Source organism: Zoogloea sp. JDB1 (assembly GCF_056724025.1).
This window is the reverse complement of the sequence record NZ_CM161496.1, coordinates 1,390,994-1,407,216: the sequence shown is the minus strand read 5'-3', so window position 1 is coordinate 1,407,216 and position 16,223 is coordinate 1,390,994. Positions and strand designations below refer to the sequence as shown.

9 protein-coding genes and 1 riboswitch are annotated in these 16,223 nt (G+C 66.7%); of the genes, 2 read left to right on the top strand and 7 right to left on the bottom strand.

Annotation, left to right across the window (positions count from 1 at the left end):
• Positions 1 to 55 precede the first annotated feature (55 nt).
• A riboswitch (cyclic di-GMP riboswitch) is annotated at positions 56 to 144 on the bottom strand.
• Positions 145 to 346: 202 nt separating this feature from the next.
• A complete protein-coding gene (locus tag AC1PPK_RS06175; protein WP_481116961.1) occupies positions 347 to 1,600 on the top strand; it encodes a Bcr/CflA family multidrug efflux MFS transporter in 1,254 nt (417 codons plus the stop codon).
• A 97-nt stretch (positions 1,601 to 1,697) separates the two neighbouring features.
• Here the strand turns inward: AC1PPK_RS06175 and AC1PPK_RS06170 are convergent, their stop codons facing one another.
• The 4 genes from AC1PPK_RS06170 to AC1PPK_RS06155 form a co-directional block, all read right to left on the bottom strand.
• Entirely contained in the window at positions 1,698 to 2,627 is a 930-nt protein-coding gene (locus AC1PPK_RS06170) for a LysR family transcriptional regulator (RefSeq protein WP_481116960.1), read from the bottom strand.
• Positions 2,628 to 2,631: 4 nt separating this feature from the next.
• Positions 2,632 to 8,151 carry an excinuclease ABC subunit UvrA gene (gene uvrA / locus AC1PPK_RS06165; protein ID WP_481116959.1) on the bottom strand — a complete coding sequence of 1,840 codons (5,520 nt, stop codon included), beginning with the start codon at positions 8,149 to 8,151 and terminating at the stop codon, positions 2,632 to 2,634.
• Between the two features lie 101 nt (positions 8,152 to 8,252).
• On the bottom strand, positions 8,253 to 10,223 hold the full coding sequence (locus AC1PPK_RS06160; RefSeq protein WP_481116958.1) for a DUF1631 family protein: 1,971 nt from the start codon (positions 10,221 to 10,223) through the stop codon (positions 8,253 to 8,255).
• Positions 10,224 to 10,294: 71 nt separating this feature from the next.
• Positions 10,295 to 10,807, bottom strand: coding sequence for a hypothetical protein (locus AC1PPK_RS06155; protein WP_481116957.1), 513 nt, complete (start codon positions 10,805 to 10,807; stop codon positions 10,295 to 10,297).
• A gap of 154 nt (positions 10,808 to 10,961) precedes the next feature.
• On the opposite strand from AC1PPK_RS06155, the gene AC1PPK_RS06150 reads away from it, so the two are divergent.
• Positions 10,962 to 11,819: an HDOD domain-containing protein gene (locus AC1PPK_RS06150; RefSeq protein ID WP_481116956.1), complete on the top strand. Its 858-nt coding sequence runs from the start codon at positions 10,962 to 10,964 to the stop codon at positions 11,817 to 11,819.
• 121 nt (positions 11,820 to 11,940) lie between these two features.
• Here the strand turns inward: AC1PPK_RS06150 and AC1PPK_RS06145 are convergent, their stop codons facing one another.
• From AC1PPK_RS06145 to dprA, 3 genes are all read right to left on the bottom strand, one after another.
• Positions 11,941 to 14,466 carry a DNA topoisomerase III gene (locus tag AC1PPK_RS06145; protein ID WP_481116955.1) on the bottom strand — a complete coding sequence of 842 codons (2,526 nt, stop codon included), beginning with the start codon at positions 14,464 to 14,466 and terminating at the stop codon, positions 11,941 to 11,943.
• 150 nt (positions 14,467 to 14,616) lie between these two features.
• Complete coding sequence (locus AC1PPK_RS06140; RefSeq protein ID WP_481116954.1) at positions 14,617 to 15,093, bottom strand: Smg family protein; 477 nt, start codon at positions 15,091 to 15,093, stop codon at positions 14,617 to 14,619.
• A gap of 29 nt (positions 15,094 to 15,122) precedes the next feature.
• Positions 15,123 to 16,211 (bottom strand): DNA-processing protein DprA, encoded by a 1,089-nt coding sequence (dprA, locus tag AC1PPK_RS06135; protein ID WP_481116953.1) that lies wholly within the window; start codon positions 16,209 to 16,211, stop codon positions 15,123 to 15,125.
• Positions 16,212 to 16,223: the final 12 nt, after the last annotated feature.

Sequence of the window (16,223 nt, the reverse complement as noted above, 5' to 3'; positions counted from 1 at the left end):
AGGGCCTCGCTGACGACAGCATCGAACAGATCGTTGGAACACGGCTGCTCGATGTGCCGGCAACCCCGCTGCCATGGCACGCCGACGCGCTTTAGGCCGGAAGTTTTGCGTCCTCATCTTTTGATGAGTTTGCCCTTCATCCCGTCATTCTGACTGGACGATCTGCATCTTAGTCTTCCCGAGCCAAATCCGAAAGCCACGGGATCGTGATTCGGCATTACGACATTCAGGATCTCCACCCTCCCAAGACCATCATCGGTCACACCGCATAGCGGCTATGCGCTCAGCGCCATGAACGGAGTCTGCTGCTCGCCCATACTGCAATCCCCAACCCGCGGCCCCCATCATGACAACAATATCCAATTCCTCTGACTCCCGGCTCGGTCTGCCGCCCTGGTTGGTCCTGCTCGGCGTGCTGACCGCCATCGGCCCGCTGTCCATCGACATGTACCTGCCCAGCTTCCCGCAGATCGAGCGCAGCCTGGGCGGGCAGCCGGGCAGCGTCGAGCTGACCCTGGCCGCCTTCTTCATCGGACTGACCCTCGGCCAGCTGTTCTACGGCCCCCTCAGCGACCGCTTTGGCCGCAAGAAGCCGCTCTACGTCGGGCTCATCATCTACACCGTGGCGGCAATCGGCGCCGCCTGCGCAACGAGCATCCCGGCCTTGATTGGCTGGCGCTTCGTGCAGGGCCTCGGCGGCTGCGCCGGCATCATCATCCCCAGCGCCATCGTCCGCGATCGCTGCTCGGCGCGGGATTCCGCGCGGGCCTTCTCGCTGCTGATGCTTGTGATGGGCCTGGCACCCATCCTCGCCCCGCTGATCGGCGGCGCACTGCTCGGACTTGCCGACTGGCGCAGCATCTTCGTCGTGCTGGCGGCGTTCGGGGCGGCATGCCTGCTGGCCATCCGCGCGGGGCTGGCAGAAAGCCACGACACCCGCCACGAGCCACCGCTGCAGCTTGGCACGGTGCTCAGCAACTACGGCCGCCTGCTCGCCAACCGGGCCTTCCTCGGTTACGCGCTGGGTGGCGGCCTGGCCATGTCGGGCATGTTCGCCTACGTCGCCGGCTCGCCCTTCGTCCTCATCGACCTGTATGGCGTCGCACCGCAGGACTATGGCTGGTTCTTCGGCTCCAATGCCTTCGGCCTGATCGCCGCCAGCCAGCTCAACGCCCATCTGTTGAAGCGCTACCCGGCAACCCTGCTGCTGCGCCGCGCGCTGTGGGTGCCGCTGCTGACCGGACTGCTGCTCGCCGGGCTGGCCTTCACCGGGCAGATCTCGCTGCCATGGTTCGTCGGCGCCTTCTTCTGCTTCGTGAGCAGCCTCGGCTTCATCATCCCCAACGCCACCGCCTCGGCGCTGGCCACCCACGGGCAACAGGCCGGCACCGCGGCGGCCCTGGCCAGCGCGCTGCAGTTCTTCTTCGCGACCCTTGCTGGCGCACTGGTCGGGCTGCTCCACGACGGCAGCGGGCGGCCGCTGGCGATAGTGATGGCCCTGTGCGGCATCGGCGCTTGGGCGGTGCATCGTGTGCTGGTTGCCCACCACGACCACCATCACGCCAGCACGGCCGAAGCGTCCCACTCAAGCGCCGCCTGAGGAACTCCTTACTATCCCTTTTTTGTAGGGGCGAGTGAATTCACCCCCATAGTTCACTGCCCCCAACATTTGCCACACGCAAGAGAAAGAACAGGGACTAGCCGCGTTCAAGCCTGGCATCCGGCCACTCGCCGGATTCGACGAGGCGGACCACCTCGTCCTTGATCAGCCGGACGATGTCCCACAGGCCGTCCGGCACGACCCGGTTGCGCGCCAGCACCAGGCCGACCTGCCGGCTGACCTCCGGGTCGATGAGCCGGCAGCTTTTCAGCAGGCCGGCGGCGATCTCGTCGCGAACAGCCGCCTCCGGCAGCAGGGTGGCGCCGCAGCCTTCCAGCACCATCCGCTTGATGAGGGCGATGGAGCCGTCCAGCTCCACTGCGATCCTCAGCGCAAAGCCATGGCGTTCCGCCAGTGACTCCACCAGCCGGCGCAGGCCATGGTGGGTGCTCGGCAGGATCAACGGAATATCGCGCAGCGTGGGCACCAGCAAGGCCTCGCCAGCCAGCGGGTGGTCGGCTGGCAAGACCAGGCGCAGCCCTTCGCTGAGTAATACGTCGGCCTGCACAACACCCTGTTCCGGCAGATAGATCAAAGCCAGGTCCACGTCCCCGCCAGCCAGCTTGTCGAGCAACTGGTCGGCCAGCCCTTCCACGAAGCGCAGGCGGGTGTGGGGATAGCGCGCCCCCAGCAGCCGGGCCAGCGGCGCGAAGAGCAGGCTGGCGAGGGTCGGCTGAGCGGCGATGTGCAGCTGGCTCGGGCCGCGCCCGTCACCGTGCTGCATCGCTGCACCGGCCTCGTCGAGCAGGCGGCCGACCGACCCGGCGTATTCGAGCAGCTTCTCGCCCCTTTCGGTCGGCAGCACGCCGCGTCCACTGCGGTGCAGCAGGCGCGTCCCCAGTTCGCCTTCCAGCGCAGCCAGACGCCGACTCAGCGTGGACTGGTCGACTCCGGTTTCAAGGGCCGCCCGCGAGATGCTGCCGGCCTTGACGATGCGCGCGAACAGCCGCAGGTCGTCGGAGTTCATCGCCTCAGGCAGCCTCGCCGCGGCGCGCCGCCAGAAACTCGCCGAGGATGCACCCGGTGTGGGAGCGCGCCACCTGCACCACCGCCTCCGGCGGCCCTTCGGCGACGATCTCGCCACCGCCGTCGCCGCCTTCCGGCCCGAGGTCCACGATCCAGTCCGCCTCGGCCATCAGGTCCAGGTCGTGCTCGATGACCAGCACCGTGTGGCCGGCATCGGCGAGGCGATGCAAGACGTGGATCAGCTTTTCCACGTCGGCCATGTGCAGACCGACGGTGGGCTCATCGAGCACGTAGAGGGTGTGCTTCTCCGGCGGCAGCGGCCGGCCGGGGCCAGCCGCCGACTCGCCGGCACGGCCGCGCACCTTGGCCAGCTCGGAGACCAGCTTGATGCGCTGGGCCTCGCCGCCGGACAGGGTCGGGCTGGGCTGGCCGAGGGTCAGGTAGCCGAGGCCCACATCCTGCAGCAGGCGCAGCGGGTGGGCGATGGACGGGTGCGCAGCGAAGAAGTCCACCGCGTCCTCCACCGCCATGTGCAGCAGGTCGGCCACCGTCTTGCCCTTCCACTGCACGGTCAGGGTTTCCGGGTTGAAGCGGGCGCCGCCGCAGGCCTCGCAGGGCATCTTCACGTCGGGCAGGAAGTTCATCTCGATGGTGATCTGGCCCTGCCCCTCGCACACCGGGCAGCGGCCGGCACCGGTGTTGAAGGAGAAGCGCGAGGCGTTCCAGCCGCGCATCTTCGCCTCGGTGGTCTCGGCGAACAGCTTGCGGATGGCGTCCCAGAAACCGATGTAGGTGGCCGGGCAGGAGCGCGGCGTCTTGCCGATCGGCGTCTGGTCCACTTCCAGCACGCGGCCGACCAGCTCGCGGCCGGCCAGCTCGGCGCAGCCCACCGCCGCCCCCGCCGCCAGGCTCGCGTGCAGCACGTCGCGGGCGAAGGTGGACTTGCCGGAACCGGACACGCCGGTCACCACCGTCAGGCGGCCGAGGGGCACACGGGCCGACACGTTCTTCAGGTTGTGCAGGCTGGCGTCGCGCACCACCAGCGCCGGCTGCTCGTCGGCCACCGCACGACGCGGCGCCAGCGGGTGCACCAGCGGCTGGCGGAAACAGCGCCCGGTAGCCGATTCCGGCGCCGCCATCAGGTCGGCCAGCTTGCCTTCGGCGATGATGCGCCCGCCGCGCACGCCTGCGCCGGGGCCGATGTCGATGACGTGGTCGGCGCGGCGGATGGTGTCCTCGTCGTGCTCCACCACCAGCAGGGTGTTGCCGCGGCCGCGCAGGGCTTCCAGCGTGTCGAGCAGCAGCTGGTTGTCGCGCGGGTGCAGGCCGATGGTCGGCTCGTCCAGGATGTAGCACACCCCGGTGAGGTTGGAGCCGAGCTGGGCCGCCAGGCGGATGCGCTGTGCCTCGCCGCCGGACAGGGTTGGCGCGGCGCGGTCGAGGGCCAGATAGCCGAGCCCGACCTTCTCCAGGAAGTCCAACCGGCCGCGGATCTCGCCGACCAGGTCGCGGCCGATGTCGGCCTCCCGGCGGGCCAGCTGCAGGCCGTCGAAGAAGTCCGCCACTTTGCCCACCGCCAGCGAGGCCAGCTCGTGCAAGCCCAGGTCGCGGAAGCGCACCGCGCGGGCCACCGGGTTGAGGCGGGCGCCGTGGCAACTCGGGCAGGCCTCGTCGCTGTCGGCTTCCAACTCGCCCATGTCGAGGTCGTCCGGATTCTCCACCTTGCCGGCGATCTTGATGCCCGTCCCGTAGCAGTCCGGGCACCAGCCGTGCTTGGCATTGTAGGAGAACAGGCGCGGATCGGGCTCGGGGAAGCTGGTGCCGCAATCCGGGCAGGCGCGCAGCGTGGACAGGGTGGTCAGCAGCGCGCCCGGCTCGCCGAGCGGCAGCAGCTTGAGGACGCCCTTGCCATGCTCCAGCGCCGCCGCCACGTATTCGCGCAGCGCGGTTTCGGTGTCCGGACCGACCAGCACCATGCCCACCGGCAGCTCGATGTTGTGCTCCTTGTAGCGGTCGAGGCGCGGCCACTTCTTGGTCGGCAGGTAGTCGCTGTCGACGCGCAGCTGCTCGAAGCCCTTGCCCCGCGCCCACTTGGCGAGGTCGGTGTACAAGCCCTTGCGGTTGATGATCAGCGGCGCCAGCAGCTCGACGGAACGGCCCTGGAAGTCGCGCTGGATCTGCGCGACGATGGCCTCGAAGCTCTGCGGCGTGACCGGCACGTCGCAATCCGGGCAGTACTGGGTGCCCAGCTTCACGTAGAGCAGGCGCAGGAAAGGCTGGATCTCGGTGAGAGTGCCCACCGTGCTCTTGCGCCCGCCGCGGCTGACCCGCTGCTCGATGGCCACCGTCGGCGGAATGCCGAAGATCGCATCCACCTCCGGCCGTGCCGACGGCTGCGCGAACTGGCGGGCGTAGGCGTTGAGGGACTCCAGGTAGCGCCGCTGACCCTCGCCGAAGACGATGTCGAAGGCCAGCGTGGACTTGCCGGAGCCGGACAGGCCGGTGATCACCGTGAACTGGTCGCGGGGGATGTCCAGGCTGACGTTCTTCAGGTTGTGGTGGCGGGCGTGGCGGATGGTGATCGCCTTCGGCACCACCGCCCGGTAACGCGGCGCCGGTTCGGCCACCACCGGCGCGGCCTGCATCGCCGACAGCTGGGCGGCGTAATCGGCCAGCGCCTTGCCGGTGTGGGAGGCCGGCGTGGCGATCAGCTCGGCCGGCGTGCCCTCGGCGACGATCAGGCCGCCGCCGCTGCCGCCTTCCGGGCCGAGGTCGATCAACCAGTCGGCGGCGGCGATCACGTCCAGGTTGTGCTCGATGACCACCAGCGAATGGCCGGCGTCGAGGAGCTTCTCGAAGGCCGACAGCAGGCGCGCCACGTCCTCGAAGTGCAGGCCGGTGGTGGGCTCGTCGAACAGGAACAGCAGGCCGGGCTCGTCGGCGGCGTCGCCGGCGGCCTTTCTCGACTTCTTGGCGGCCAGTTGCGCCGCCTCGGCCAGGTAGCCGGCCAGCTTGAGGCGCTGGGCCTCACCCCCGGACAGGGTCGGCACCGGCTGGCCGAGGCGCACGTACTCCAGCCCCACGTCGGCCAGCGGGGCCAGCGCGGCGAGCACCGCCTTTTGGTCGGCGAAAAAGGCCAGCGCTTCTGAGACGGTCATCTCCAGCACGTCGGCAACGCTCTTGCCGCGCCAGTTGAGGGCCAGGATCTCCGGCCGGTAGCGCTTGCCGTCGCAGTCCGGACAGCGCAGGTAAACATCCGACAGGAACTGCATCTCCACGTGCTCGAAGCCCGAGCCGGTGCAGGTTGGGCAGCGCCCGGTGCCGGAGTTGAAGCTGAAGGTGCCCGGCGTGTAGCCGCGCTCCTTGGCCTCCTCCAGGTTGGCGAAGAGTTTGCGGATGGCGTCCCAGGCGCCCACGTAGCTGACCGGGTTGGAGCGCGCGCTCTTGCCGATCGGCGACTGGTCCACCATCACCACGCCCTTGATCGCCTCGACGCCAGCGAAGCCTTCAAAGGCGCCGGGCGGTTCGGCGGGCTGGCCGAAGTGCTTGGCCAGCGCCGGGAACAGCACGTCCTGGATCAGCGTGGACTTGCCCGAGCCGGACACGCCGGTAATGCCGACCAAACGCTGCAGCGGAATCGCCAGGTCCACACCCTGCAGGTTGTGCTGGCGGGCACCGAGCAGCGTCAGGCGCGGCGCATCGGCCTCTACCTGCCGCGGCACGCGGCGCGCATCGACGCGCTTGCGGCCGGCCAAGTAGGCGCCGGTCAGCGAGGCCGGGTCGTTGGCGACGCTCACCGGCGGGCCATAGGCGACGATCTCGCCACCGCGCTCGCCGGGGCCGGGGCCGATGTCGAGGAGGCGGTCGGCGGCCAGCATCAGCTGCGGGTCGTGCTCCACCACCACCAGCGAGTTGCCGGCGTCGCGCAGGCGCTCCATCACCCCAAGGATGCGGTTGATGTCGCGCGGATGCAGGCCGACGGACGGCTCGTCGAGGACGAACAGGGTATTCACCAGCGAGGTGCCCAGCGCGGTGGTCAGGTTGATGCGCTGCACCTCGCCGCCGGACAGGGTGCGCGACTGCCGGTCGAGGGTCAGGTAGCCGAGGCCGACGTCCTGCAGATACTTGAGGCGGCCCTTGATCTCGCCGAGCAGCAGCTCGGTGGCCTCGTCGAGCGGCGCCGGCAGCGTGAGCCCGGCGACGAAGGGGACGATCTCGTCCACCGGATGGGCCAGCAGTTCGTGGATCGCCCACTCGCCGGCGGCGGCCGGCAGCCGCCACAGCAGCGCGTCCGGCTTGAGGCGGGCGCCGTGGCAGGCCGGGCATTCGGTGTAGCTGCGGTAGCGGGACAGCAACACCCGGATGTGCATCTTGTAGGCCTTGCTCTCCAGCCAGTCGAAGAAATGGCGCACCCCGTACCACAGGCGCGGCCAGGACGAATCCCAGCTCTTCCATTTGTCGTCGCCCTCAAGCAACCAGTGGCGATGTTCCGGCGACAGCTCGCGCACCGGCACGTCCATCGGCACGCCGTACTTTTTGGCCATCTTGGTCAGGTCATCCTGGCACTCCTTGAAGCTCGGGCTCTGCCAGGGCTTCACCGCACCTTCGGCGAGGGTTTTGGATTCGTCCGGGATGACCAGCGCGAAGTCGACGCCGATGACCCGCCCGAAGCCGCGGCAGGTGTCGCAGGCGCCGATCGGCGAGTTGAAGGAGAACAGGCTCGGCGTCGGGTCGGAATAGGCGATGTCACAGTCGGCGCAGTGCAGGCCGGAGCTGAATTTCCAGCGCGTCTCGCCGTCGTCGCCCAGCGCATGCACGCTGAGGCGGCCGTGGCCGGCGCGCAGGCCGATCTCCAGCGCCTCCATCACGCGGGCGTGCTCGGCGTTGCCAAGGCGGAAGCGGTCCTGCACCACGTCGAGCTGTTCGCCATTGCGTGCGTGGATGCGGGTGTAGCCCTGCTGGGCGAGCAGGCCGGCGATCTCCTCGTCGCTGAAGCTGGCCGGCACGGTGACCGGGAAGCTCACCACCAGGCGCGGGTCACCGGCCGCCGCGGCGCGGGCCGCCAGGTCGGCAAAGATCGTCGCCGGCGTGTCGCGGCTCACCGGCTTGCCGCAGCGGCGGCAGTGCAGCTTGGCGGCGCGGGCGTAGAGCAGCTTGAAGTGGTCGGCCAGCTCGGTCATCGTACCGACCGTCGAGCGGGAGGTGCGCACCGGGTTGGTCTGGTCGATGGCGATGGCCGGCGGCACGCCTTCGATGCGGTCCACCTGCGGCTTGTCCATGCGGTCGAGGAACTGCCGCGCGTACGGGGAAAAGGTCTCCACGTAGCGGCGCTGGCCCTCGGCGTAGAGGGTGTCGAAGACCAGCGAACTCTTGCCGGAACCGGACACCCCGGTGACTACCACCAGCTCGTTGTGAGGGATGTCGAGGGACAGGTTCTTCAGGTTGTTCTGGCGGGCGCCGCGAATACGGATGGCGTCGGCGTCAGCAGGACCGTGATCGGCCGGGCAGGCGGGGTCGGAGCACATGGGCAGCGGGGTCGGAGAAGAGGCAGGCAGCCCTCATTGTAGGGCCTCTTGGGAGACCTGCCGCAGCGCCGTCGGTTCCCCGCACAGCGGTGCGCAAGCCGTCAGGGATTGACCAACCTGTCGGTCGCCGCTTCGTCCACGATCGATCGATCTCGAAACAACTGGGTCTGCGGCGAAGTAGCCTGCTGGGCCAGCGCGCGGGCAGTCACGGCCAGCACCTCGCTGCCGTCGCCATCGGCGATCAGGATCAACTGGCGGGCCGGGCCGATCAAGCCGACGAAGCCCCGCATCTGGCCACCGTTCGGTAGTCCAACGGCGACGCAGTTGCCCACTTCCAGTTCGGCCCACTCGGCGGACAAGGACAATTCACCATCGAAATACTGCTTGTGCCTCAGGATCCGGAAATCCGGCCGTTCTCCCACCGGACCGAGAACCGGCATCGACGGCCGGCGGTAACGGGGCTCTGGGCCGGGCCGTCCGGAGATCAGCGCGGCATGCAACTCGATGCAAGGTGCCAACCCCTCGCGGATGTGCTCCGGAGACAGGCCGATCCACGCCAGCCCCTCCTCCAACGAGCGCATCAGCGCTGGCAACTGGACCATCAATTGTTGGCGGGCCACCTCGTCCGGCTCAGGCATCGCGCTGACCAACAGCCGATGGGCTGTCTGCACCCGCGACGTCCACTGGGTGCTGCCGGTGCCGTAACGATAGGCGGCCTTGGCCAGCACATGCACCCAGTACCCCTCGATGAATGCCCGCACCACCGGCTCCGCGCGATGCCCGATCAGCAGGTAGATCGCCCGACTGGCCTGATGCAGAGCCACTTCACGCCGCTCCAGGCGTTCAGCCTCGTCCTTGAGGGCAGCAGCACGGGCCACGGCACCCTTCTGGCGGGATCTCAGCAGGACCTCCACCCCGGACAGGGCAACCTGGAAATCCCGGTCCTCGATGCGGGGCACTCGCAGCAGCGGCCGCACGACCAGCAGCAGCCCACGACACACAGGCAAGTCGGCAGGACAATCCTGGGGCAGCGTACGGCCGACATTGGCGATCAGATCCACCAGACGCAGTGCGGGATGACGCTCCGCGGCGAGCAAGGACTCACTGCGCAGGGCCAGGCGCAGCATTGTTACGCGCAACTGAGCCAGGATCATGCGGATCGTTGCCGGCAACGCCGGCGACGCGGCCACATAATTGAATACGGTCTCCACGACCTCGACCGACGCGGCTTTCGCCGGTGCCAACAAGGCACCAAGTTCGCTCGTCCCGAGGGACTGGGGCACACCGTTGCCGTAGTTCTGGCGTTCACTGAGCCAGGCCTCGATACGCTCCAGCAGGGCAGAGGCCAGTGTCGGATCCAGATGGGCCACGCCGGGCGCCATATCACGCCGGGCCAGCACGGACAGACGCAGCGCATCCACGGGGTCGATCGGCAGAGGCGCAGCCACCTCGTCCGCACGTTCGTTGCCAGGCCCCAGGGCGGAGCGGGACGGCGTGACGATCCGGTAACTGGAGTTGACGCCCGCCGCCGCCAGGTCCCGCTCGAGATCCCGGTAGAACGCGCACAGATGACGTTGCAGCGGCTCCTCAAGGCGCTCGAGGATCATCATTGCCTCCGCCGCACTGAGGCGCTCGGCTTCCTTTAACGCCCGCAACGCACGGCACACGCTCTCGGTACCAACCGGCGATTCCTTGTGCAGCACAGCATCGGTCCCGGACAACAGAATGCGCATGCGCAGGTGCAGGGCCGCCAGTTCCCGCTCGCAGCCATCCCGCAAGCGCTGATCGAGGTTCATCAACTCGACCGAGTAATCCATATCGTCGTCGTGGACCAGACTGATGCTTGAGGCAGTCAGACTCCGCATCTGCTCGAAGCCCTGCCGTTCCTTACTGCCGGACAACTCGTCGAAACACTCGCCCGCCGCCTTGGCCAACTCGTCGAGCCAGACCTGATGACGAATGACCTCGCTTGCCGCCTGGCGGAGCGTTCTCAGGAAACGCGCCCGACAGTCGGCCAGCAATGCTGCTGCCATCGAGGTCGATTTGTCGTCGGTGGGGAAAGGATGCGCCATGGCCATCGGGGTCGTATTATGTTGGCGGATCTTAGCGATAAGTGGGCTTATCGGGAAAATTGCCGAAATCTTCAGCGTGAAGGACGCCCTGCCAGCCCATATTTATCGAGCAGACGCTTTCCCACCCAGACGGCAAACACCAGAACGAGCGTCCACTTCACGGATGAGCATAAGCCCGACAGGGGAATGATCACACTCGGTACACCGAAAGGACCAGCCAGCAGTCGGAGTTGCAGCAGGTTTTCCGCCAGATCGAACAGCGCCGCCAATGGCAGCAGGCATGCCAGCCTGCTGGACGCGCGGGTGTTGCGGTCCGGAAAAAGACCGCCGCGTGTTGCCAGCACATGACCGAACAGCGCATAGATGCACAGATGGACGAAATCCGCGGCAAAATGTCTGCGGTAAGCCTGCAGTCCATCAGTCCCCCATGCGCCCAGGATCCCCCAGTAGCGCTCTGCGCTGAAGCTGAGTTGCAAGCAAATGATGTTGGGATGACGATCACCCAAGACGTAGGCCAGATGCACTTGGGACACCACCACCGCGACTCCCGCCAACCCCGTCAGCAAAAGGGATCTGCGTGCCATTTTTCCTGCTCCGGCCGATCACCTTCACTGCATGAGTGTGTAATAGTCACACATGCGGCAAAGCAGCAATTGCCTATCGGCATTTTCATTTTAAAATAATAAAATTATAATTTTTAATAAATTTATCAAACAAGCCCGCAGTCAGTATCCGATCATGACAAGCGCCACTCAAGCTTCACTCCCCAGCAGCGAACAACTGGCGGCCGATCTGGCCGCAATCCGCATTCCCGCCTGCCCAGCCGTGGTCACCGAGGTACTGCGGGAGGCCCGCAAGGACGAACCGAATTTCAAGATCCTGGCCCGCATCATCTCGTCCGACGTCGGCATGTCGGCAATGGCGGTCAAGCTCGCCAACTCCCCGATGTTCGGCTCTGCCGCGCAGGTCAAGAGCGTACAACAAGCCATCAACCGCCTCGGCACCAGCAACGTCCTGAACATCGTAGTCGCCGCCGCACTGCGCAGCTCGGTCGACGGCCTGCCGGCCGACTTCCTGCAGCATTTCTGGGACATGGCAGCCTCCCGGGCCCTGTGCGCCGGCCTGCTGGCACGCAAGCATGTGGGCATCCCGCCGGAGGATGCCTACACCTATGGACTGTTCCAGAACGCCGCCGTGCCGGTACTGATGCAGCACTTTTCCACTTATGCCGAACTCTATGCACGCGCCGGCGAGCATGGGGATCATCTGGTCGCGCTGGAGCGGGCGCACTTTCACAGCGACCACGCGGTGGTCGGCTGGCTGCTGGCCCGCAACTGGGGCCTGCCACCAAAGATCGCATCGGCGATCCAGCACCACCACAATCCGGAACGCTACATCCTTCCGGAAGAAGAACTGCCATCGCATGCGCTGGCGCTGATCGCCGTCACCCAGCTCGCCGAATGCATCATTGCCGAGCTCAGCGGCACCGCCCAGAACGTGAACCAACGCGCCTTCGAAGATGCCCGTACCTTCCTCGGCACGGCAGACCACGACCTGGACGAGTTCCGCGAAATCGTCGCCGCGGCGCTGGCCTAACGAAGCCCCCTAAAGGGGCCGATGAGCACGCGCCATCGGCAAACTCGAAATCCTCGTCCCCTCGGCACGAAAAAAATGCCCGCCATGTTTTGGCGGGCATTTTTCTGGAGCAGGCTCGAGCTTACTCGGCTTCGGCCTTCTTGCGGGCGGACGGCTTCTTGGCGGCCGCAGCCTTGGGTTCCTTCTTCTCGAACTCGAAGCCGACCTTGCCATCATCACCGCGCACCAGGAAGGCAGAGAACTTGCGCTTGGTGCGGCTCGATACGAAGCCGCGTAGCAGGTCGGTGCGCCCTGTGTCGAGCAGCTTCTGCATCTGCTCGCGCTCGATCGGCTGCTGCAGGATGATCTTGCCGGAACGGAAATCGCAGGATTTCTCCGGCCCCACCGATTTGCTGCACACGTAGGACAACCCGTGCTCATACACCTGGGCACTGCATTTCGGGCACAAGCCCAGAGAGTCCTGGCCGGAGAAATCCACCGCCTCGGCGGCTTCGTCTTCCTTCGGCTGACCGAAATCGAATTCCGGCTGCTTGTCGTCGTTGAGACGGATCTCGGCGTTGAACAGACGCCCCATCTTGTTGCGGAAGCCCAGCAGCGGACCGACCCGGCCGGTGGACAGCAGGGCCTCGATCTCGGGGATCTCGAACTGGCGGCCGGCGACGATCTTCCAGGCACTCCAGTCGCAGCTCTGGCAGGAGAACTTCTTGTAGTTCTCCTTCACCTGGCCGCCACACTTGGGGCATGGCGTCTGCAGCGTGGCGAAGTCACCGGGCACGGTGTCGGACTCGTAGCGCTTGGCGCGCTCGACGATGTCGCGGGTCATGGCCTGGATGTGCTCCATGAACTCGGCCCGCGACAGCGCCCCGCGCTCCATCTGCGCCAGCTTGTGCTCCCACTCTCCGGTAAGTTCCGGCGAGGTCAGCTCGTTGGTACCGAGGCCGCGCAGCAGCGTAATCAGCGAGAAGGCCTTGGCAGTCGGGATCAGCTCCTTGCCGTCCCGCAGCATGTAGGTCTCGCCGATCAGGTTTTCAATGATTTGTGCGCGGGTCGCCGGCGTACCGAGACCACGGCCGGCCATCGCGGCGCGCAGCTCCTCGTCGTCCACCATCTTGCCGGCACCTTCCATCGCCGACAGCAACGTGGCTTCGTTGAAGCGTGCGGGCGGCTTGGTGACCAGTGCCTTGACCAGGATCTCGTCGGTGCTGACCTTCTCGCCGGGCTCGACGGCCACCAGCTGCGGCGTACCGCCGCCCTCTTCATCACTCGCTACCGCCGCGGACTTGCCGTAGATGGCGAGCCAGCCCGGATTGACGAGGATCTTGCCCTCGGTCTTGAAGGCCTCGCCTGCGACGCGGGTGATGCGGGTGGTCACGCGGTACTCGGCGGCCGGGTAGAACACCGCCAGGAAGCGCCGGGTCACCAGGTCGTAGATCTTCGCCTCGGCCTCGGACAGGCTCTTGGGCGCCGTGCCGGTGGGGATGATCGCGAAGTGGTCGGAGATCTTGGCGTTGTTGAAGATGCGCTTGTTGGGCTTGGCCCAGCCGTGCTTGACGATCTCATTGGCAAACGGCGCGTAGGCGTCCGGCAGGCCTCCGAGGATGCCCTTGACCTGGCCGACGTAGTCTTCCGGCAATGCGCGGGCGTCGGTCCGCGGGTAGGTCAGGACCTTGTGTTTTTCGTACAGGGCCTGGGCCAGCTGCAACGTGGTGCGTGCCGAGAAGCCGAAACGGCCGTTGGCCTCGCGCTGCAGGGAGGTAAGGTCGAACAGCAGCGGCGACAGCTGGGTGGTCGGCTTGGACTCTTCCTCGACGGTGCCGACCTTGCCCTCACACTTGGCCTTGATGGCTTCGGCGCGGGCCTTGTCCCACAGACGGAAGGCCGTGGCGTGCTCAGCGAGCGGCGTGCTTTCCTCTGGCTTCTTGAAACCCTCGTCAAACCAGCGGCCGGCGTAGGCTCCGGCCTGGCAGCCGAAGCTGGCCTCCAACTCCCAGTAGTCGGTAGGCCTGAAGGCGCGGATCTTCTCCTCACGCTCGACGACAATGGCTAGCGTCGGGGTCTGTACGCGCCCGACCGTGGTCAGGTGGAAGCCGCCTGTCTTGGAGTTGAAGGCGGTCATCGCGCGGGTGCCGTTGATGCCGATCAGCCAGTCGCTCTCGGCACGGCACACAGCCGCTTCACGCAGACCTTCCACGTCGGCAGCGGCCCGCAGCTGGGCGAAACCGTCGCGGATCGCGCCGGCGGTCATCGACTGCAGCCACAGGCGCTGCACCGGCTTGGCCGAGCCCGAGTGCTGCACAATGAAGCTGAAGATCAGCTCCCCTTCGCGGCCCGCATCACAGGCATTGATCAGGCCCGTGACGTCCTTGCGCTTGATCAGACGGGTCAGCAGCTTGAGGCGGTCCTCGGTCTTCTCGATCGGATTGAGGGCGAAATGGGGCGGGATGACCGGCAGGTGAGCGAAGGACCACTTGCCGCGCTTGACTTCGAATTCGGCGGGTACCGTGAGTTCGAGCAGATGGCCGACCGCCGAGGAGAGCACGTAGTGCTCCGACTCGAAATAGTCCTTTTCCTTGGTGAAACCACCTAGGGCGCGGGCGATGTCCGCCGCGACCGAGGGCTTTTCCGCGATGATCAGCTGCTTGCTCATTGGAGTACCTTCGTGCTGCTCACTCCGGTCCTCGCCGTGGGGGCGGCCGGCCGGCTCATGCCTGTAGTGCGCAACATGGCGCCTGATTCAGGTTGTTGGAGGAGCGGCGCATCATACGGAAGCCTGCGCCGGGCGTGCAAGCCGGGCCGCTCAATGCACCGGGAATGCAGCCGGCTCTTCGTCCTCGAGCCCTTCATTGAGCAGCTCGTCGAGGATCAGGCCATTGATCGGGCGATCCTGCTGCCACAACACCATCAGCACGATGACCTTGAGGTTCTCCAGCTCGATTTCCGGATCATCGAGAGCCAGGGCTCGCTCGATGATCACTTCCCTGCACTCCGCGTCGAGAATGCCGGCATTCTCAAGGAAGAGCAGGAAGCCGCGACACTCCACGCCCAGACGAACCAGCTCGTCGTCAGCGTAGATGCGCAAGGAACCGGCACGGGCACACTGGGCCGGACGCTCGCCATCAGACAGCTGGCGCAGGCCGGACAACCATTCCAGGGCGTCGGTGATTTCTTCTTCCTCGAAACCGGCGGCCGTCAGCTTTCGGGCCAGCTGCGCGGGTTCGGGGCATGCGTCGGCGTGGACGTAGTTCTCGAAGAGGTACACGAGGATATCGAACATGGCGCGTAGGGCCTGAGGCCGGTGGTTTTTCAGAGGCGCTGGAGGCGCCCTCCGGGCAGGCGGGAGACCCGTCCGTCGAGTTCCAGCGTAAGCAGAATGGCGTAGAGCGCCTCCGGCGTCAAGCTGGTGCGGTGCACAAGAGTCTCGATATCCACCGGGTCATGCCCCAGCGCCGTGAGCACGTGGCCTTCGTCTCCGCCGCCCTCGACCGGGCTGGAGGCTTGCTGCGGCGCCACTTCCCGCTCAGGCAAGCGCAGCTCCTCAAGTATGTCATTGGCAGATTCGACGAGCTTGGCACCGTCGCGGATCAGGCGATGGCAACCTCGGGACAGTGGCGAGTGGATGGAGCCGGGAATCGCAAAGACCTCCCGGCCGCAGTCACCGGCCAAGCGTGCAGTGATCAGCGAACCGCTCTTCACCGCCGCCTCGACCACCAGCACGCCACGGGACAGACCGGCAATCAACCTGTTACGGCGCGGAAAATGGTGGGCCAACGGACCGCTGCCGAGGGGAAACTCGCTGACGATGGCGCCCACCTCGGCAATTCGCCGGGCCAGCGCCGCGTTGCGGGCCGGATAGATGCGATCGGCGCCAGTGCCGATCACTGCCACCGTACGTCCGTCTCCCGCCAGGCCGCCCCGGTGGGCAGCCGCGTCGATGCCCAACGCCAGGCCACTGACGATACACAGTCCAGTGGCAGACAATGCCGCGGAAAAAGCTTCCGCGTTGGCCTCCCCCTGGGGTGTGGCATTGCGGGCGCCGACCACCGCAATGGACGGGCAACTCAGCAGACCGGCTTCGCCCTTGACGTAGAGCAGCACCGGCGGGTCGGGAATTTCCAGCAATGCTGCCGGATAGGCTGCGTCACCAAGGGTCAGTACGGTATTGCCGGACTCGGCCAGCCAGGCCAGCGCGGTATCCACCGCCCTGCTGGCATCGTGCTCAAGCAGCAAGCGGCTCGTGGGCTCACCGACAACGGCCGCCAGCGCCCCCGGCGTAGCGGAATAAATGGCCTCCGGTAGCCCGAAGGCCGCCAGCAGCTGGCGCTGGCTCGCCGGGCCCAGGCCCGGCGTGAGAGTCAGACGCAGCCAGCCGGAGAGGGGATGGGCGGCCGGCAAGATGCTTCGACA